Annotated in this window: 17 protein-coding genes; 6 read left to right on the forward strand and 11 right to left on the reverse strand. The window is 59.4% G+C overall.

Translation table 11 applies throughout. The features are described 5' to 3' along the window. Positions 1-27: 27 nt before the first annotated feature. Complete coding sequence (gene pckA, locus FHW76_RS01310) at positions 28-1,671, reverse strand: phosphoenolpyruvate carboxykinase (ATP) (RefSeq protein ID WP_044614093.1); 1,644 nt, start codon at positions 1,669-1,671, stop codon at positions 28-30. Between the two features lie 283 nt (positions 1,672-1,954). On the opposite strand from pckA, the gene FHW76_RS01315 reads away from it, so the two are divergent. Continuing rightward, positions 1,955-2,848: a LysR substrate-binding domain-containing protein gene (locus tag FHW76_RS01315; RefSeq protein WP_008804342.1), complete on the forward strand. Its 894-nt coding sequence runs from the start codon at positions 1,955-1,957 to the stop codon at positions 2,846-2,848. Between the two features lie 5 nt (positions 2,849-2,853). Here the strand turns inward: FHW76_RS01315 and FHW76_RS01320 are convergent, their stop codons facing one another. The 5 genes from FHW76_RS01320 to FHW76_RS01340 all read right to left on the reverse strand — a co-directional run bounded on the left by FHW76_RS01320 (position 2,854) and on the right by FHW76_RS01340 (position 7,820). Next, positions 2,854-3,573: an ABC transporter ATP-binding protein gene (locus FHW76_RS01320; protein ID WP_008804341.1), complete on the reverse strand. Its 720-nt coding sequence runs from the start codon at positions 3,571-3,573 to the stop codon at positions 2,854-2,856. Then, positions 3,570-4,445, reverse strand: a complete 876-nt coding sequence (locus FHW76_RS01325; protein WP_004148803.1) for an ABC transporter ATP-binding protein — start codon at positions 4,443-4,445, stop codon at positions 3,570-3,572. The genes FHW76_RS01320 and FHW76_RS01325 overlap by 4 nt, the downstream gene beginning before the upstream one ends. Then, on the reverse strand, positions 4,442-5,728 hold the full coding sequence (gene livM / locus FHW76_RS01330) for a high-affinity branched-chain amino acid ABC transporter permease LivM (protein ID WP_012967797.1): 1,287 nt from the start codon (positions 5,726-5,728) through the stop codon (positions 4,442-4,444). The genes FHW76_RS01325 and livM overlap by 4 nt, the downstream gene beginning before the upstream one ends. Positions 5,729-5,737: 9 nt before the next feature. Further along, positions 5,738-6,652 carry an ABC transporter permease subunit gene (locus FHW76_RS01335; protein WP_008804338.1) on the reverse strand — a complete coding sequence of 305 codons (915 nt, stop codon included), beginning with the start codon at positions 6,650-6,652 and terminating at the stop codon, positions 5,738-5,740. Between the two features lie 109 nt (positions 6,653-6,761). Beyond that, on the reverse strand, positions 6,762-7,820 hold the full coding sequence (locus FHW76_RS01340; RefSeq protein WP_162493310.1) for a branched-chain amino acid ABC transporter substrate-binding protein: 1,059 nt from the start codon (positions 7,818-7,820) through the stop codon (positions 6,762-6,764). Positions 7,821-8,109: 289 nt separating this feature from the next. On the opposite strand from FHW76_RS01340, the gene FHW76_RS01345 reads away from it, so the two are divergent. Then, positions 8,110-8,256 carry a hypothetical protein gene (locus FHW76_RS01345; protein WP_032431965.1) on the forward strand — a complete coding sequence of 49 codons (147 nt, stop codon included), beginning with the start codon at positions 8,110-8,112 and terminating at the stop codon, positions 8,254-8,256. A 51-nt stretch (positions 8,257-8,307) separates the two neighbouring features. On the opposite strand, the gene pflB is transcribed toward FHW76_RS01345, so the two are convergent. From pflB to tdcA, 5 genes are all read right to left on the reverse strand, one after another. After that, positions 8,308-10,602 (reverse strand): formate C-acetyltransferase, encoded by a 2,295-nt coding sequence (gene pflB, locus FHW76_RS01350; RefSeq protein WP_012541300.1) that lies wholly within the window; start codon positions 10,600-10,602, stop codon positions 8,308-8,310. Between the two features lie 28 nt (positions 10,603-10,630). Beyond that, a complete protein-coding gene (tdcD, locus tag FHW76_RS01355; protein ID WP_022065993.1) occupies positions 10,631-11,839 on the reverse strand; it encodes a propionate kinase in 1,209 nt (402 codons plus the stop codon). 27 nt (positions 11,840-11,866) lie between these two features. After that, the gene (tdcC, locus tag FHW76_RS01360; RefSeq protein WP_004200322.1) at positions 11,867-13,198 is read right to left on the reverse strand and encodes a threonine/serine transporter TdcC; all 1,332 of its coding nucleotides are present in this window, start codon (positions 13,196-13,198) and stop codon (positions 11,867-11,869) included. Positions 13,199-13,223: 25 nt separating this feature from the next. Continuing rightward, on the reverse strand, positions 13,224-14,213 hold the full coding sequence (gene tdcB / locus FHW76_RS01365) for a bifunctional threonine ammonia-lyase/L-serine ammonia-lyase TdcB (protein ID WP_002910762.1): 990 nt from the start codon (positions 14,211-14,213) through the stop codon (positions 13,224-13,226). A 93-nt stretch (positions 14,214-14,306) separates the two neighbouring features. Then, the gene (tdcA, locus tag FHW76_RS01370) at positions 14,307-15,245 is read right to left on the reverse strand and encodes a transcriptional regulator TdcA (protein WP_008804334.1); all 939 of its coding nucleotides are present in this window, start codon (positions 15,243-15,245) and stop codon (positions 14,307-14,309) included. 179 nt (positions 15,246-15,424) lie between these two features. Here tdcA and FHW76_RS01375 point away from each other — a divergent pair, with 179 nt between their 5' ends. From FHW76_RS01375 to FHW76_RS01390, 4 genes are all read left to right on the forward strand, one after another. Beyond that, a complete protein-coding gene (locus FHW76_RS01375; protein WP_162494490.1) occupies positions 15,425-15,565 on the forward strand; it encodes a hypothetical protein in 141 nt (46 codons plus the stop codon). A 437-nt stretch (positions 15,566-16,002) separates the two neighbouring features. Continuing rightward, the gene (locus FHW76_RS01380; protein ID WP_012967793.1) at positions 16,003-17,091 is read left to right on the forward strand and encodes an ABC transporter ATP-binding protein; all 1,089 of its coding nucleotides are present in this window, start codon (positions 16,003-16,005) and stop codon (positions 17,089-17,091) included. Further along, positions 17,084-17,713: an ABC transporter permease gene (locus FHW76_RS01385; protein WP_012967792.1), complete on the forward strand. Its 630-nt coding sequence runs from the start codon at positions 17,084-17,086 to the stop codon at positions 17,711-17,713. Before FHW76_RS01380 ends, FHW76_RS01385 begins: the two co-directional genes overlap by 8 nt. Further along, positions 17,713-18,381, forward strand: coding sequence for an ABC transporter permease (locus FHW76_RS01390; RefSeq protein ID WP_004203269.1), 669 nt, complete (start codon positions 17,713-17,715; stop codon positions 18,379-18,381). Before FHW76_RS01385 ends, FHW76_RS01390 begins: the two co-directional genes overlap by 1 nt. Positions 18,382-18,386 lie beyond the last annotated feature (5 nt).

Raw genomic sequence — 18,386 nt, forward strand, 5'->3', positions numbered from 1 at the left:
GCAAGGCGTCGACCTGCTGGCCGCGGATCAGGCTTCGACCGCGCTATTCTGCAGCTGCGGACCGGCCAGCGCCAGACGCGCGCCCGCTTCGGTATCGCTGTACTGCTTAAAGTTATCCATAAACAGCTGAGCCAGGCTCTCGGCCTTCTCCTGCCACTTATCCGCTGAGCTCCAGCCATTACGCGGATCCAGCACCGCGCTGTCTACCCCTGGAATGCTCTGCGGGATCGCAAGACCGAACACCGGGATGGTCTCATCGCGCAGCGGGCCGGTAGTGCCGTTGAGGATCGCGCTAATGATGCTGCGGGTATCGCGCAGCGACAGGCGTTTGCCCTCGCCGTTCCAGCCGGTGTTGACCAGCCAGGCTTCCGCACCGGATTCCGCCATCTTCGCCGCCAGGACGCTGGCGTACTGGGTTGGGTGAAGCAGCAGGAACGCCGCGCCATAGCAGGCGGAGAAGGTCGGCGTCGGCTGGGTAATGCCGCGCTCGGTACCCGCCAGCTTCGAGGTGAAACCCGACAGGAAATGGTACTGCATCTGCTCGGTGGTCAGACGGGAGACCGGCGGCAGGACGCCAAACGCGTCGGCGGCAAGGAAAATCACCTTCGACGGATGGCCCGCACGGGACACCGGCTTGACGATATTGTCGATATGCGACAGCGGATAGGAGACGCGGGTGTTTTCGGTTTTGCTGCCGTCGGCATAATCCACGCTGCCGTCAGCGCGCACCACCACGTTTTCCAGCAGCGCATTGCGGCGGATGGCGCCATAAATCTCCGGCTCCGCCTGCGGGTCGAGATTGATGGTCTTGGCGTAGCAGCCGCCTTCAAAGTTAAACACGCCGTCATCGTCCCAGCCGTGCTCGTCATCGCCAATCAGCTGACGATGCGGATCGGTCGACAGGGTGGTTTTGCCGGTCCCGGAGAGGCCGAAGAACAGCGCCACGTCCCCTGCTTCGCCACGGTTGGCCGAGCAGTGCATCGACGCGATGCCTTTCTGCGGCAGCAGGTAGTTCATGACCGAGAACAGCCCTTTCTTCATTTCGCCGCCGTACCAGGTGCCGCCGATGAGCTGAATACGCTCGCTGAGATTAAAGGCGACGAAGTTCTCGGAGTTCATCCCCTGCGCCTGCCAGTTGGCATTGGTGCAGCCTGCGCCGTTGAGCACCACGAAGTCTGGCGTAAAGCTGGCCAGCTCGTCGGCGCTCGGCACGATAAACATGTTTTTGACAAAGTGGGCCTGCCACGCCACCTCGGTGACGAAGCGTACGCCAAGACGGGTGTCCGGGCTGGCGCCGCACCAGGCGTCGATGACGTACAGTTTTTTGCCGCTCAGCTGGCCCGCGACCAGGCTTTTCAGGCTGCGCCACACGTCTGGCGATAACGGTTTGTTGTCATTGCGGCCGAGGCCTGAGTCTGCCCACCAGACGGTATCACGCGTCTGTTCGTCGCGGACGATGTATTTATCGCGCGGTGAACGGCCGGTGAAGATCCCGGTATCAACAGCCACAGCCCCAGACTCGGTCATCACGCCGCGGGCCGCGCCGGTCAGTTCAGGAGCGGTTTCATGTGCAATAAGCAAATCGTAATCAGGGTTGTAAAAGAATTCGCCGCTTGCATTAATCCCCAGCTCCTGCAGAGCCATTTTAACTGATTCAATTTGTTGTGACATGGAACTCCTGACAAACTATTTAAGGTAAGAGGCCTGGGTTATTCATTGCTTTCGTCATCGTCGCCGGCGATTTAATAAGATAAGTCCTGGACAATAAAATAAAGCAATAAATAACCGTGAGTCGCGATTTCATATCGTGCTCATGTAGGGTCGCCGATATGCATTCATAAATCTCAACTTTCCAAAAAATGTTAACACCTGTCGATAATTATGTTAATTGCATAGTTTCTATGCGCTATGCTAAAATTGCATAGCCTTTATTGCGTTTTTGAGGACTGGATCGGTGTTGGCAAATCTGGAAGTAAAATGGCTGTATGATGTGATTGCCCTTGAGGAGTCGCGCAGCTTTACCCTGGCGGCCAAAGCCCGCAACATCTCTCAGTCCTCGTTCAGTCGACGCATCCAGTCGCTGGAGGCCTCCCTCGGATTCAGCATCTTCGATCGTAGCGCCAACCCCCTGCAATTGACCAACCGCGGGAAAATTTTTGTCGGCTATGCGCGAAATATGCTCGATGACATGGATTTTCAGATCAGTCGTATTAAGGGTTTAAATAACACGACCCAGAAAATAAGAATCGACGCGGCCCCTTCGCTGTCGGTGTTATTACTGCCGGAAATCATCGCCGGTTACACCGACCGTAAAAATAAGACTTTTCATGTTGAATCGATTAACGTCAACGACGCCGTATTTAACCTGAAAGAGGGAAAAAGCGATTTTATCCTCTCCTTCTATAATGAAGAATTAATGAACTATCCGTTTATTAATCATAAAATTTTTGATTCTTACCTGCACCTGGTCTCCCCCTGCGACGAACATGGCCGCCCGCTGTTTCATTTACATCGCGGCGTGCTGCCGCTGATGAAATACGCCAACGACAGCTATATGGGGCGCCAGGTGAACCAGGTGATCGACCGTACGCCGGAGATCACCTTCTCCCTTACGTTTGTCTCTTCCATGAGCGAGTTGCTCAAGCGCATGATCCTCAATGGCGACGGCGTGGGCTGGCTGCCGCAATACTCTATTCAGCGCGAGCTGGACGAAGGCCGACTGACGATCCTCGATGACCGCCTGTCGCTGCCGATCGGCGCCTGGCTCTACCGCTCCGGCTCGCGGCTTAACCAGGCCGCCGAACGTTTCTGGCAGCACATTAAAACCCGTAACGAACCGCGGGAATAACCCCCTCAGCCGCTGATCCCCAGATATGCCTTACGCACCTCCGGGTCGTTGAGCAGCGCCTGGCCGCTGCCGCTCAGGCGGATCTGGCCGTTCACCATCACATAGGCGCGGTCCGACAGGTTAAGGGCATGGCGGGCATTCTGCTCCACCAGAAACAGCGTCATCCCCTGGGCCGTCAGCTCGCGCAGGATCTGAAAAATCTGCTTCACCACCAGCGGCGCCAGCCCCAGGCTTGGCTCATCCAGCAGCAGCAGGCGCGGTCGGCTCATCAGCGCCCGGGCGATGGCCAGCATCTGCTGCTCGCCGCCGGAGAGGGTCATCGCCCGCTGTCCCCGCCGTTCTTCCAGCCGGGGGAACAGCTGATACATCCGCGCCTTGTCTTCGGCCTGATAGCGGTTGCCAATGGCAATGGTCCCCATCAGCAGGTTCTCCTCGACGGTCATATCGGGAAAGATGCGCCGCCCTTCCGGGGCCTGGGCGATGCCGTTACTGGCGATAAAGTGGGTCGATTTCCGGCTGATCGCCTCCCCGCGATAGAAAATCTCCCCGCCGGCAATGCGCGGCTGGCCGAAGACCGACATCAGCAGCGTTGATTTACCGGCGCCGTTGGCGCCGATCAGCGCCACCGTCTCTCCCTCGTTGACGGTGAGGGAGACCTGCTTCAGGGCCTGGATCGGCCCGTAGAAGACATCCACCTCATTAAAGGCAAGCAATGGCTGGCTCATCGGCGCGTCTCCTCTTCCTCAGCGCCAAGATAGGCGGCAATCACGCTGGCGTTGGCCTGGATCGCCTGCGGCGCGCCGCGGGCGATGACGTCCCCGTGATCGAGGACGATAATATGATCCGAAATCTCCATCACCATCCCCATATCATGCTCGATCAGTAGTACCGTGATGCCGTGCTGCTGGCGCAGAAAGCGAATAATCCGGCTCAGCGCCTGGGTTTCCACCGGGTTGAGACCGGCGGCCGGCTCGTCCAGACAGATCATCTCCGGGCGGGTACACATGGCGCGGGCGATCTCCAGCCGCCGCTGCTGTCCATAGGAGAGGGTCCCCGCCAAACGGTTGGCGCAGTCCACCATCTCCACCACCTCCAGCCAGTAAAAAGCGCGATCCAGCGCCTGACTCTCCGCCTGCCGATACCCACGGGTATTGAGGATCCCGGCCAGAAGATGGCGGTTAACCTGGGTATGCTGGGCCACCAGCAGGTTCTCAATCACCGACATCTCGCGGAATAAACGTATATTCTGGAAGGTGCGCGCCAGGCCAGCGCGGTTCACCAGATGGGTGCCACCGAACATCTTGTAATAGATCCTCCGCCCCAGCTGCGCCGGGTGGAGAAAATCGTCCGGGTGAAGCTTCTGCCCCAGTACCTGAATGACATCGGTAACCTTTTCCCGCGCCCGCAGCACGATGCTCCCCCCCGTCGCCCGGTAAAAACCGGTCAGGCAGTTAAACACCGTGGTCTTGCCCGCGCCGTTGGGGCCGATCAGGGCGGTGATCGACCCCCGCTCCACCTCCAGATTGACATCATTCAGCGCTTTGATGCCGCCGAAATGCATCATCAGATGCTCAACGCGTAAGATGCTGTCGGTCATGGCGCGACTCCTTTTCGCAACGCAACCCCGCTGCGGCTGGTGCGCACCAGGCCGCGCGGCCGCCAGATCATCATCACCACCATCAGCACGCCGAACAGCAGCACCCGATATTCGTCAAAACCGCGCAGCAGCTCCGGGGTGACCGTCAGGACAAACGCCGCCAGCACCACTCCCAGGGTGGAGCCCATTCCCCCGAGCACCACAATCGCCAGGATCAGCGCCGACTCAAAAAAGGTGAACGACGTCGGGTTAACAAACCCCTGATAGCTGGCGAAGAACACCCCGGCGATGCCGGCGGTCGACGCGCCGAGCATAAACGCCGAGAGCTTCACCAGCACGTGGTTGAGCCCCATCGCCCGACAGGCGATCTCATCCTCGCGCAGCGCCTCCCAGGCGCGGCCGATGGGCATCCGCGTCAGACGATGTTTCACCAGCAGCACCAGCATCACCACCAGGCACAGCACGGCGTAGAGAAAGATGAATTTCAGGTTGGGGTTGTAGCTGACGTGGAAAAACTCATGGATGGGGATGCCGCCATCCCTGGCCCGGCGGGTAAACTCGAGGCCAAACAGCGTGGGCGACGGCACCGGTACGCCGTTGGGCCCCCCGGTGAAGCTCACCCAGTTGTTAAGCACCAGGCGAATGATTTCGCCAAAGCCGAGGGTGACGATGGCCAGGTAGTCGCCATGCATGCGCAGCACCGGAAAGCCCAGCAACGCCCCGGCGAGGGCCGCCATCACCGCCCCCAGCGGCAGCATCGCCCAGAAGCCGAGGCCCAGGTACTGGTAGCCCAGCGCCAGGCCGTAGGCGCCGATGGCGTAGAACGCCACATAGCCAAGATCGAGCAGGCCCGCGAGGCCCACCACAATGTTCAGCCCCAGGCCGAGCAGAACGTAGATCAGGCCGAGGATCGCCACGGTCAGCAGGTATTTGCTGGCGAGAAATGGAAAGGCAATGGCCAGGACCGCCAGCAGCGGCATTATCCAGCGCAGCCGCGAGCGGTATCCCGGCGGCCGGACGTACACCCCGTCATCCGCCCCCTCAAAGCGGGCAATAAAGGCTTTTCCCCGACGGCTCTGCAGCAGCAGGCTGAGCGCCAGCCTGCCGGCCATCACCACCGCCACGAGGATCGCCACCCGCGCGGGCGCGAGGGTAAAACCATACCCTTTGAGCACCACGCCGACGATCGGGCCAAAGACAATTAACGCGCAAAGACCGGCCAGCACGCTGTCGATCAGCGCGCTTTTGATATCCCGCGCAGGCTGGCGCGTAAATTCACCCATAAAGCCTCCTTAGACCTTGGCCACCAGCGGACGTCCCAGCAGCCCCTGCGGGCGAAAAATCAGGATCGCCACCAGCAGCGCAAAGGAAAAGACATCTTTGTAATCCGAATTCACCAGCCCGGCGAACTGGGCTTCGGCCACCCCGAGCAGCAGTCCGCCCAGCATCGCGCCAGGCAGCGAGCCGATCCCGCCCAGCACCGCGGCGGTGAAGGCTTTGATGCCGATAATAAATCCGATATAGAAGTCGAAGGTGCCGTAGTTCATGGTCACCAGCACGCCGGCCAGACCGGCCATCGCCGCGCCGATGACAAACACCAGGGAGATCACCCGGTCGGTATTGATGCCAAGGATCGCCGCCATACGCCGGTCCTGCTGGGTAGCGCGACAGATGCGCCCCAGCCGGGTGTACTGGATAATCCAGGTCAGGGTCAGCATCCCCACCAGCGCCGCGACGAGAATAAACACTTTGGTCCAGGTGATCTGCACCACCCCATCGCCCACCGTCATGCGCAGCGCGCCGCTGAGCAGCGTCGGGATCCCCTGCTGGTTCGGCCCCTGGCTCAGCTGGACATAGTTCTGCAGGATCAGCGACATCCCGATAGCCGAGATCAGCGGCGCCAGTCGCGTCGAGTTGCGCAGCGGCCGGTAGGCGATGCGCTCGATCGCCCAGCCATATACGCCAGTGACCACGATGGTGAACACCAGGGTGGCGAAAATCAGCAGCGGAAAGGAGTGGATCCCGAAGAAAGAGAGCAGCGCCAGGCCGATGGCGCACAGATAGGCGGAGACCATATACACCTCGCCGTGGGCGAAGTTGATCATGCCGATGATCCCATACACCATGGTGTAGCCGATGGCGATTAAGCCGTACACTGCGCCCAGCGTCAGCCCATTGATCAGTTGTTGCAGAAAAAACGCCGTCATAGCCCCTCCAGCCGCCAGGCAGACGGCCGCCGGGTTCCGTTCCCGGTCGACCGCCGTGATGTGACGATTCGCAAGTCAAAAGGACAGAGCGTCCTCAGGTCGTGGCCGATCAGAGCTGATGATATTTGCCCTTGTCGTCCCACTGATAGACCACGTAGTCGGACACCTTGAGGTCGCCTTTGCCATCCCAGGCTTTCTTACCCATTACCGTCTCGACGTCGTGGCTCTTCAGCCAGTCGCTGGCTTTGGCGTTATCGGTACCGACGGCGTTCCAGGCCGCGGCAATGGCCTGAATGGAAGCGTAGGCGTAGAGGGTATAGCCTTCTGGTTCAAAGCCGCTGGCGCGGAACTTCTCGATCACCGCTTTGCCTTCCGGGAGGGTGCGCGGGTCCTGACCAAAGGTCATCAGCACGCCGTTGGTGAACTGCGGCCCGCCGGCGGCCGTCACCAGCTCCTCGGTGACGATACAGTCGCCGGAGAAGAATTTAGCCTGCACCCCCTGCTCGCGCATCTGACGCACCAGCGGGCCCGCTTCCGGATGACAGCCGCCAAAGTAGACCACGTCCGGCTTGAGGGCGCCGATCTTGGTCACCAGGGCGTTAAAGTCTTTTTCACCGCGGGAGAGGCCTTCGTACAACACTTCTTTGGTGCCCCGCTTCGCCAGCGCCGCGCGGGTGGCATCGGCCAGCCCCTGACCATAGGTGTCTTTATCGTGGATGACGGCAATTTTCTTCGCCTTCAGCACATCCAGCATATAGTTGGCGGCAATCGCCCCCTGCTGATCGTCACGACCACACATGCGGAAAAGATCCTTCATGCCGCGCTCGGTGATCTGCGGGTTGGTCGAGCCGGGGGTAATGGTCAGGATCCCGGCTTCGTCATATACCTCGGAGGCCGGCATCGTTGAGGAAGAGCAAAAGTGCCCCACCACGGCAGAGACTTTCGCTTCGTCCACCAGCCGGTTGGCCACCGCCACCGCCTGCTTCGGTTCGCACGCGTCATCCCCCTGCACCAGCACAATCTTTTCGCCTTTGATACCGCCGGCGGCATTGATATCGGCCACCGCCTGTGAAGCCCCTTTCCAGTACTGGGCGCCGTAGGTGGCGTTGGGTCCGGTAAAGGGCCCGGCGACGCCGATCTTCACGTCTGCCTGGGCGTAAAAGGCCATGCTCATACAACCTGCTATCACAACATGAAGCGTCATTGTTTTCAGTTTCAAAGACATTCGGATATTCCTCAGCGATGTAAAGCCTGGCGTCATGGAATGACGCAGAAAATATCACTTACCGTGTGGTGCCGACGTTGGCGCAGCGCCAGGACGGCCAGGGTGGAAGAAGCAAAAATCCCGCCAGGTAGAGAGGTCGCGCCAGAGAGCGGACGCCCCGGTCAGTGCGCACGCGACGGCAACCCGTGCCGCATCCGGCAAGGGCGCATTCCCTTTCAGGTCAGGAGATCGGTTGCCATCACGTGGCGAGCCGGACAACGCGGTATCCGTACCGACCCGTGAGCTAAACATAGATGCAGTTAGCGGTCGCTGCGCGCCAGCGTGGTGCAAAAATGCGAATATGATCAACAGTGGTGATTATTTTGTTGCGGTAATGTGAAGATGATAACAGGAGAGCCCGTTAAAGGCTCTCCTGTGGCCTGGCGGCCGCTCAGAGTTGACTGGTGAACGTTCGGGAGATCACATCCTGCTGCTGCTCGCGGGTCAGCGCGTTAAAGCGGACCGCATAGCCGGAGACGCGGATCGTCAGATTCGGATACTGCTCCGGGTGTTCTATCGCATCGAGCAGCTTTTCCCGGTTCAGCACATTGACGTTAAGATGCTGTCCCCCCTCCACCGTCTCCTCGTGGTGGAAGTAGCCGTCCAGCAGCCCCACCAGGTTGTTTTCCTGCGCCGACGGGGCTTTGCCGAGAGCCGCCGGCACGATGGAGAAGGTATACGAGATGCCATCTTTGGCGTAGGTAAACGGCAGTTTCGCCACCGAAGTCAGCGACGCCACCGCCCCTTTGCGGTCGCGGCCATGCATCGGATTGGCCCCCGGGGCGAACGGCGTCCCCGCCCGACGTCCGTCCGGCGTGTTGCCGGTTTTCTGCCCGTACACCACGTTGGAGGTGATGGTCAGGATCGACTGGGTCGGCACCGCCTGACGCCAGGTGGGGAGCGCCTGAATTTTGCGCATAAAGCGCTCCACCAGGTCGCAGGCGATGGCATCGACCCGATCGTCGTTGTTGCCGTACTGCGGATAGTCGCCTTCAATGACAAAGTCCACCGCCAGCCCGTGGTGATCGCGCACCGGCTTCACCCGGGCGTACTTTATCGCCGACAGCGAATCCGCCGCCACCGACAGGCCGGCGATGCCGCAGGCCATCGTGCGGTAGACGTCGCGGTCGTGCAGGGCCATCAGCGCCGCCTCGTAGCTGTACTTATCATGCATACAATGGATGATGTTCAGCGCGCTGATGTACTGCACCGCCAGCCAGTCCATAAAGTGGTCGAGGCTGGCCATCACGGTGTCATAGTCCAGCACCTCATCACGCAGAGGGTCGGTTTTCGGCCCCACCTGGATCTTCAGTTTCTCATCCACCCCGCCGTTAATCGCGTAGAGCAGCGTTTTGGCGAGATTGGCGCGGGCGCCGAAGAACTGCATCTGCTTGCCGATCACCATCGGGCTAACGCAGCAGGCGATGGCGTAGTCGTCGCTGTGAAAATCGCTGCGCATCAGATCGTCGTTCTCATACTGCAGCGACGAGGTGGCGATAGAGACCCGGGCGGCATATTTTTTAAACGCCACCGGCAGCGCCTGCGACCAGAGCACGGTCAGGTTCGGCTCCGGCGCCGGCCCCATGGTGTGCAGGGTATGCAGGTAACGGAAGGTGGTTTTACTGACCAGGGTGCGGCCATCCAGCCCCATACCGCCCAGCACCTCCGTCGCCCAGATGGGATCCCCGGAGAACAGCGTGTCAAATTCCGGGGTGCGCAGGAAACGCACCATGCGGATCTTCATGATGAAGTGGTCAATGAGCTCCTGGGCCTGCTGTTCATTGAGCCGACCCGCCCGCAGATCGCGTTCGATATAGATGTCGAGGAAGGTGGCCGTGCGCCCCAGCGACATGGCGCCGCCGTTCTGCGACTTCACCGCCGCCAGGTAGGCGAAGTACAGCCACTGCACCGCCTCCCGGGCAGTGCGCGCCGGGTGGGCGATATCGCAGCCGTAGCGGGCCGCCATCTCCTGCATCTGCTGCAGCGCGCGCCGCTGTTCGGCCAGCTCTTCGCGCAGGCGCAGGGTGGCCTCCAGCGCCTCGCCGCGCTCAAGGGCTGGCTGCAGGTCGGCAAACTGCAGCTCACGTTCGCGAACCAGATAGCGGATGCCGTACAGCGCGACGCGGCGGTAATCGCCGATGATCCGTCCGCGGCCATAGCCGTCCGGCAGCCCGGTCAGCACCCCCGACTTGCGACAGCGCAGCATATCCGGGGAATAGACGTCAAATACCCCCTGATTGTGGGTCTTGCGCAGCGCCGTAAACTGATACTCAAAGGCGGGATCCATTTCGCGGCCATAGGCCTCGAAGGCGCTTTTGATCATATTGATGCCGCCAAAAGGATGCAGGGCGCGCTTCAGCGGCTGGTCCGTTTGCAGGCCGACGATCTTTTCCAGCGGCTGGTTGATATAGCCCGCCGCGTGGGCGGTGATGGAGGTGGCGACATTGGTGTCGAAATCCACCGGCGCATGGGTGGCGTTCTCGACGCGGATCCCGGCCATCACCTGCTCCCAGAGGGCGGTGGTCGCTGGCGTCGCGTCGGCGAGGAAAGACTCATCGCCCTCGTAAGGGGTGTAGTTATGCTGAATAAAGTCGCGGACGTCGATCTGCGTTTGCCACGCCGTACCGCGAAAGCCCTGCCAGGCCTCGGCGTATCGTACATCCTGGGTATCGATATCTACTTTCATGAACATCGTCTCTCTACAGAATAAAAAGTCAGGCCAGCGCCGCCGCCGTGTGGATCCGACCTAAGCGGATCGCATCGAGGGCAATCATGCGCTCTTCATTGGTAGGAATAACCGCGCAGCGCACCCGGCTGACGTCGGCGGAGATCAGGCGCTCGCCGGCCGAATTCGGCTGCTGGTTGCGGGCGACGTCCATCTCAAGGCCAAAGACCGCCAGCCGCTCGCTCACCAGCCGACGGATCAGCACCGAGTTCTCGCCAATCCCGCCGGTGAAAATAATGCCGTCGAGACGCTGCAGCGCGGCGGCGTGACCGGCAATATGACGGGCGATGCGATGGACAAAGGTTTTAATCGCCAGTCGGGCGCGGGCATGACCCTCATGCCACGCCTGCTCCAGCACCCGCAGGTCGGAGGAAAGGCCGGAGATCCCCAGCAGACCGGAGGCGGTGTTGGCCACCCGCTCCAGGTCGCTGAGGGTCTGCCGGGTTTCCCCGGCAATCCACGCCATGGCGCCGAAGTCGACATCGCCGCTGCGGGTGCCCATCATCAGCCCCTCCAGCGGCGTCATTCCCATCGAGGTGTCCACGCTGCGGCCGTTGCGCACCGCGCAGATCGAGGCGCCATTGCCCAGGTGGGCGATCACCAGGCCGCTCTCCTGCTCCGGCAACCCGAGCAGCGCCAGGGCGCGCCGGGACACATAGCGGTGCGAGGTACCGTGGAAACCGTAGCGGCGTACCCCGAGGTTCTGGTAATACTCCCACGGCAGACCATAGAGAAAGGCTTCCGGGGCCAGGGTCTGGTGAAAGCTGGTATCAAAGACCGCCACCTGCATCACTTGCGGGAACAGCCGCTGCGCCGAGGCGATGCCGCTGAGACTGGCGTAGTTATGCAGCGGGGCCAGGGATGATACCTGGCGAATGTTATTGATAACCTCCTCGCTAATAATGACCGACTCGGTGAAGAGGTCGCCGCCGTGGGCGACGCGGTGGCCAATCAGGGCCACGCTGTCGATAAGGTCGCGTTGGGCTAATGCTCCGGCAATCGCCTGCAGGGCGCCTTCATAGCCGCGCTGCGCCAGCGCCACCGGCTCGCCGCCGTTGAGCGAGAGAAACGCCCGTTCCGCGTTGATGCCCTCGGCCACGCCGTTCAGCAGGCAGTCGCAGCTGGCGGCGTCCAGGACGGAAAATTTGATCGACGACGAGCCGCAGTTGATCACCAGTACTACCGGAAATTCAGTCATGTTGTACTCCGCGTGGCCTGAGCCGGATTAGAACAGTTTGTAAACGATGTTGAGGATGGTCAGCAGACCAATGGCGGTCACAAAGAGGTTATCGAGACGTCCACGGTATTTGGCCAGCGAAGGCGCTTTACGAATGGCGTACATCGGCAGCAGGCACAGCAGCGAGGCGATAATCGGCGCGCCCATGGCCTCAATCAGGTCGAGGATATTGGGGTTGGCATACGCCACCACCCAGGTCGAGCCCATGATGAACACCATGCTCAGGGTATTGAGCTTGCCGCTGGAGACCCGGGTTTTATCCCCTTTATAGCCGAAGCGCAGGATCAGACCGTTCAGCCCCTCGAGGGTGCCGAGATAGTGGCCGAAGAACGATTTGAAGATGGCCACCAGGGCGATGATCGACGCGCCATACTCCAGCAGGGTGGCAAACGTGGATTTGGTGCCCGACATCGAGGCAAAGTGGTTCGCCAGATAGGAGAGCACCGGGATATTTTGCGCCTTGGCGTCCGCCATGTTCTGCGGCGAGAGGGTAAACAGGCAGCTGAAGGCGAAGAACATCACCACCGCCACCATCAGCATGCTGGCCCGGGAGATGATCTGTGAGCATTTGCGTTCGGTATACTCCCGGCCAAACTGCGCTTCATACTCTTCGCGTTTGGAGACCACAAATGAGGAGACGATCGGCGAGAAGTTAAAGGAGAACACCATGATGGAGATGCCCAGCCATACCGTCACCAGAATGCCGTCGTGACCGGTTAAGGCGATATCGCTGAGGTTGACCTGGTCAATCACCGCGCTATTCCAGTAAGGGATCAGGGACAGGGAGATCACCACCAGGCTGGCGATAAACGGCCACACCAGATAGCTCATCACCTTGACCATCAGGTCTTTACCAAACCAAATGACAAACGCCATCAGCAGCAGCAGGAGCAGCGCCACCACCCCGCGGTTGAGGGCCGGCATCTGCAGCTGGTTCTCCCAGAAGGTCATAAAGGTATTGGTGATCGTGACGCCATAAATCCACAGCAGCGGGCAAATGGCGAAGAAGTACAGAAAGGTGATCACCACCCCGCCGGTTTTGCCAAAATGCTCTTCCACCGTTTCGGTGATATTGCCGGAGGGGTTAGCCCCCGACAGGCATAGCCGGGCCAGCGCCCGATGGCAATAAAAGGCGATGGGATAGGCCAGCACCAGCATCACCAGGATCGGGATCAGCCCGCCGAAGCCGGCGCGAATCGGGAAAAACAGCACCCCGGCGCCGATAGCGGTGCCAAACAGGCCCAGGGTCCAGGTGGTGTCAGATTTACGCCAGGACGAAAGGCTTGTCTGGCTGGATGCAATGCTCTCAGTCGTACTCATATCCTGTCCTCACTTATGTATTGAATTAAGCGTCAACAAAACCCGTAATTTGCGATACCCGGGAGAGATCGATATTGCCCCCGGAAATCAGGCTGACCGTTTTGCGGTTCTGGATATAGCTGTCTAGTTTGCCGCTTAATAACGCGGCGCAGGCCAACGCCCCGGCCCCTTCGGTGATCACTTTATTGCGCTGAATTAAGGCGACCATGCTCTGGCGAATGTCGTCCTCACTGACCAGGACGATGTCATCCACCAGCTGGCGGGCGATTTCATAAGTCAGTTTCCCTGGCCGGGCGACATCGCAACCATCGGCTAAGGTGCCGGCGTGGCGATGGCTGGTGATCTCCCCGGCATACCAGGAGGCGGCCATCCCGTGAACATTTTCTGACTGCACGCCAATAATGCGGATCGTCGGGTTAATGGATTTAATCGCAATCGCGATGCCGGCAATTAATCCCCCGCCGCCAATCGGCACGATGACATTATCCACGTCATACAGATCTTCTAATATTTCGAGACCAATCGTTCCCTGCCCGGCAATAACCTGCGGGTCGTCATAGGGGGGAATAAAAATACGGCCCTCAAGTTCAACAATATCGCTGGCTTTGGCGAGGGTATCGTTAAAGTTATCGCCATGCAGGACTACCTCTGCCGAATAATCGCAGGTGGCGGCGACTTTCGATTTCGGCGCCCCTTTCGGCATCACCACTTTCCCGTCAATGCCGAGCATGGCGCAGGAGAGCGAGACCCCCTGCGCATGGTTGCCCGCCGAACAGGCCACCACCCCTTTGCGTTTTTCCGCCGCGGTTAAACCGCAGAGCTTATTAAACGCGCCGCGAATTTTAAATGAGCCCGTGCGCTGCATATTTTCGAATTTAAGGAATATTTCCCCCTGGCAGCGTTCGCTAAAATAATTCGAGCGGGGCATGCCCGTTTTATATATTTTTCCCGCCAGGCGTTGCTTCGCCTCGAGAATATCGTCAATGGATACCGGAAGATCGTAGGTAATATGCATGATGGCCTCTGTATCTTAATATAAAGTCAATGACCGGGCGTCATCCTGCTGATAACAGCGAGGACGTGTGTTGGGTTATTTAATCAATATCAGTCAGGCAATTTCTATTGGTTGCCAGTGGCGGTTTCCCTGCCCCGAAGAGTACTGTTTCGCCATCTCCACCAGCGACGCCGCCGCGGTTTTAAGCCGGTAATTCTTCGACCATACCGCCGCATAGCGCGCCACCGGCAAGGCCTCTTTAATGGGGATGGTGACAAACTGGCTCGAGCCGAACGGCGTGGTCATGTCGCAGGGGATCACCGTCAGAAAATCGGCATTGAGTACCAGGTTATAGATCGTCACCACCGAATCGGTATTGACGATATTTTCGCGGCGGATGCCGCTGCGCTGCAGGGTGGCCAGCAGTTCGCTGTAATAGCCCATATTGGTCTCCGGCAGCACCCACTGCTCATGCTGGAGCGAGGCCAGACGGACGGTGCCGTTGCCGATCCGCGCCCGGTTCGCCACCAGCACAAACTCAGACTCAAACAGCGGCTCGACGTGCAGGTCCTGCAGTTTCATCTCATCGCTCAGCGTCCCGATGGCGAAGTCGAGACGCCCGTCGCGGATCGCCGGTAAAAAAGCGGAGAGCTGCGCTTCATACATCGATACCCGCGCCTTCGGGAAGGTCATTTTAAACTGATGCACCATCTCCGACATAAAGGTAAACCCGACCAGCGAAGGGAAACCAAAGGAGACATCCACCACCGCGCTGTTGGTCAGAGCATTCATTTCATTGACCATATTTTTCATTTCACGGGTGATCGCTTCTGACCAGTTGAGAAATACCTGCCCGGCCTCGGTGAGCGAGACGCCGGTATTTCGCCGGACGATTAATTCGCTGCCAAAATAACTTTCCATGTCACCAATGATTTTACTGACCGCCGGCTGAGTGAGTCCTAACGCTTTTGCTCCGGCCCCGATTGACCCACTGCGGATCACTTCCTGGAAAACCACCAGATGCTGTGTTTTAGGCAGAGAAAAAGTATTCATCGCGTCTCACTTTCATTCCTTTGTTGACGGCGGAAAGTGTAACAAATCGCGATCACCGGGTTATGTGAGAGCTCTCACAAAGGCTCCGCCGCGGAGGATAAGCAGGAGCCACGAGTCAGAATAAGTAAATTAAAATCAACAAATTACAAGCATCATAAACGCTATTTGCGCGCCTTTTACTGTGGTCGAATGCGGGGATAAAAATAATTGATGGCGATAACATCGACAGCGAAATGGCGATAAAAAATACGCCTTTTGTACGTTATTCGACCCGCGCTATCAGGGTGAGAAGAAAGCCGAAAATTAAATTAATGCTGTAAACAATAAAAAGCAGACGTAATAAACGCCGTTATTTAACGACAAGCCGGTCGGGCATCACATTTTATCCCCGGCGGTTGGGCAAAATGCGCGGTCATTATTTACACGATAGAAACATTAAATTCACAATCTTGTTTTTGTTTTGCGGCGGACGGCGCTGCTTTTTCCGCCATATCGCAGGCGGTCATACTTTGATTAAAATCAACCCTGGTAATTTATCTTTTACGGTGGCCGCTTGAGAGTCATTTGTGTTGCCGATCACAAATCCATAAAACAACTTCCCGGCCTCTCTTCCATAGCAACTGATTAACCAGCTTTTCACTATGCAAATGCAAATAACGTATTTGCCCTCCCCGCAGGCGCTCTGTAGTTTGAGCCAGGATCCCGGCGCCACTTTATCCGGGTCAGGACTTTATTATTCAGAGTGTTGAATTCCGCCATGATTAAATTAACGCATCTTTTTAAAACCTATCCAGGCAGCGCCCAGCCGGCCATTCGCGACCTCAGTCTGGATATTGATCATGGCGAATTCTGCACCTTCGTCGGCCCGAGCGGCTGCGGAAAAACGACTATCCTGCGGATGATTAACCAGCTGGATATTCCCGACAGCGGCGACGTCTATATTCAGGGGGTCCGCCTCGCTGACGCTGATATTATCCAGATCCGCCGCCAGATCGGCTTCGTGATGCAAAGCGCTGCGCTCTTTCCCCATCGTACCGTGGCGCAAAATATCGCGACCGTGCCGCGGCTGGCGGGCTGGAGCAAAGCACGGATCCGCGCGCGGATTGACGAACTGGTGGCGCTGATGTCGCTCGATAGTCATCTGCTGCACCGCTATCCGCATCAGCTCTCCGGCGGCCAGCAGGGTCGCGTGGCCATCGCCCGAGCCATCGCCGCCGATCCGCCCATTTTACTGATGGATGAGCCTTTCGCCGCCATCGACCCGGTGGTCCGCGAACGCCTCCAGGATGAGCTCTTGCTCCTGCAGCAGCGGCTGCAGAAAACCATTGTATTAGTGACCCACGATATCAATGAAGCGATCCGTCTCGGCGATAAAATCGCCATTTTCCAGGAAGGCGGCGTGCTGGCGCAGTTTGATACACCCGACCGTATTCTGGCCCACCCGGCGAGCGAGTTCGTGCGCCGCTTTATCGGCCCGGAGCCCAATCTGAAGCGGCTGGGCATGATACAGGTCGGCCAGCTGCCGCGTCACGATGTCCCCCTGCTCGACGAAGCGCTGACGCCGATCGCCAGTACCCATCCACCGCTGGCCAGCCCGCTGCGTCTGGTGCTTGACCGCCAGCGACGCCCGCTGCACTGGTTCGATCCGCAGCGGGGCCTCACCCTGCCGGTGGAGCGCCCACTCGCCAGCAGCCACAGCCTGCGTTTTGCCTACAGCGCGCTGCTCGACGTGGCGACCGGCGTGCTGGTGCATGTGGATGACGAAGGCCAATACCAGGGGGCGGTATCCCACACCCTGCTGCAGCAGGTGCTCGACGGCGCGGTGGGGGTGCGATCTCATGATTGACTGGAGCTGGGTTATCGATAACCACGCGATGATCGGCGATCTGCTCTGGCAGCATGCGCGGATGGTCCTGCTGGCCCTGCTGTTCGGCTCCCTGCTCACCGGCGGCCTGTTAGCGGTGACCTTACGCTGGCCCGCGACGGCGCAGCCGCTCATCACCCTGTGCGGTGTGCTCTTTACCATTCCCTCGCTGGCGCTGTTTATTTTATTGCTGCCGTTTACCGGGCTGTCGCTGACCACCTCGCTGATTGGCCTGACGCTGTACTCCCTGCTGATCCTGCTGCGCAACGTGCTGGCCGGCATGGAGAAGCTGCCGCAGGCGGCGCTGGAGTCCGCGCGGGCGCTCGGCTACACCCGCGGGTTCCGCTTCTTCGATATCGAGCTGTGGCTGCTACTGCCCTCTCTGTTTGCCGGGCTGCGCATTGCCTCGGTGACGCTGGTCGGCCTGGTCACCGTCACTGCGCTGATCGGCCAGGGCGGGCTGGGGCAGCTACTGCTGGCGGGTTTTAATCAGGACTTTCTGACGCCGATAGTCGTTAGCCTGGTCCTGAGCCTGCTCCTGTCGCTGGTCTTTGACGGGCTGATTGCCCGTCTCGGCGACTGGCTAGCGCCGTGGACGGAATGATGACCCTGCTTCTTGCTACTTTTCACTGGCTAACCCAGCCGGAGCACTGGCTGGGTGACGAGGGCATCTTGCTGCGCCTGGGCCAACACCTTTATTACGTGCTGGTCAGTATGGCCGTGGCCTGCGCCATTGCCCTGCCGCTCGGCATCGCGCTGGGCTACTGGCGCAAAGGGGCCTTCGTGGTGATTAACCTGTTTAATCTTGGCCGCGCCATCCCTTCGTTAGGGCTGATTTTATTATGCATCATCGTTTTTGGCTTTAACGATATCCCGGTGCTGGCGGCGCTTATTGCGCTCTCGATCCCGCCCATCCTCACTAACACCTGGGTGGGGATTTATCACGCCGATCGCCCGCTGTGCGATGCGGCCATCGCGCTGGGCATGACCCCCTGGCAAAGCCTGTGGCAGGTGCGGATCCCCCTGGCGGCGCCGCTGATCCTCGCCGGTGTGCGCACGGCGCTGGTTCAGCTTATCGCCACGGCGGTGGTCGCGGCCTATGCCGGTCTGGGCGGGCTGGGACGTTTTCTGATCGACGGCCTCGGGCAGCGGGATATCCCGCAGGTGATCGGCGGCTCGCTGGTGGTTTCCCTGCTGGCGATAGGCGGTGAACTGCTTTTCGCCCGCTGCGCCGGCCGCCTGGTTCATCGCCGTATTGCCGCGCCTTATTAGCGTGA

The sequence above is a fragment of the Klebsiella sp. RC2 genome (assembly GCF_014192815.1).
GTDB lineage: Bacteria > Pseudomonadota > Gammaproteobacteria > Enterobacterales > Enterobacteriaceae > Klebsiella > Klebsiella variicola.

What these genes read in the sequence shown, in the direction of transcription:
- pckA (WP_044614093.1), bottom strand. Translation starts at nt 1,671, where the DNA reads ATGTCACAACAAATTGAATCAGTTAAAATGGCTCTGCAGGAGCTGGGG.
- FHW76_RS01320 (WP_008804341.1), bottom strand. Translation starts at nt 3,573, where the DNA reads ATGAGCCAGCCATTGCTTGCCTTTAATGAGGTGGATGTCTTCTACGGG.
- FHW76_RS01325 (WP_004148803.1), bottom strand. Translation starts at nt 4,445, where the DNA reads ATGACCGACAGCATCTTACGCGTTGAGCATCTGATGATGCATTTCGGC.
- livM (WP_012967797.1), bottom strand. Translation starts at nt 5,728, where the DNA reads ATGGGTGAATTTACGCGCCAGCCTGCGCGGGATATCAAAAGCGCGCTG.
- FHW76_RS01335 (WP_008804338.1), bottom strand. Translation starts at nt 6,652, where the DNA reads ATGACGGCGTTTTTTCTGCAACAACTGATCAATGGGCTGACGCTGGGC.
- FHW76_RS01340 (WP_162493310.1), bottom strand. Translation starts at nt 7,820, where the DNA reads ATGGCCTTTTACGCCCAGGCAGACGTGAAGATCGGCGTCGCCGGGCCC.
- pflB (WP_012541300.1), bottom strand. Translation starts at nt 10,602, where the DNA reads ATGAAAGTAGATATCGATACCCAGGATGTACGATACGCCGAGGCCTGG.
- tdcD (WP_022065993.1), bottom strand. Translation starts at nt 11,839, where the DNA reads ATGACTGAATTTCCGGTAGTACTGGTGATCAACTGCGGCTCGTCGTCG.
- tdcC (WP_004200322.1), bottom strand. Translation starts at nt 13,198, where the DNA reads ATGAGTACGACTGAGAGCATTGCATCCAGCCAGACAAGCCTTTCGTCC.
- tdcB (WP_002910762.1), bottom strand. Translation starts at nt 14,213, where the DNA reads ATGCATATTACCTACGATCTTCCGGTATCCATTGACGATATTCTCGAG.
- tdcA (WP_008804334.1), bottom strand. Translation starts at nt 15,245, where the DNA reads ATGAATACTTTTTCTCTGCCTAAAACACAGCATCTGGTGGTTTTCCAG.
- FHW76_RS01380 (WP_012967793.1), top strand. Translation starts at nt 16,003, where the DNA reads ATGATTAAATTAACGCATCTTTTTAAAACCTATCCAGGCAGCGCCCAG.
- FHW76_RS01385 (WP_012967792.1), top strand. Translation starts at nt 17,084, where the DNA reads ATGATTGACTGGAGCTGGGTTATCGATAACCACGCGATGATCGGCGAT.
- FHW76_RS01390 (WP_004203269.1), top strand. Translation starts at nt 17,713, where the DNA reads ATGACCCTGCTTCTTGCTACTTTTCACTGGCTAACCCAGCCGGAGCAC.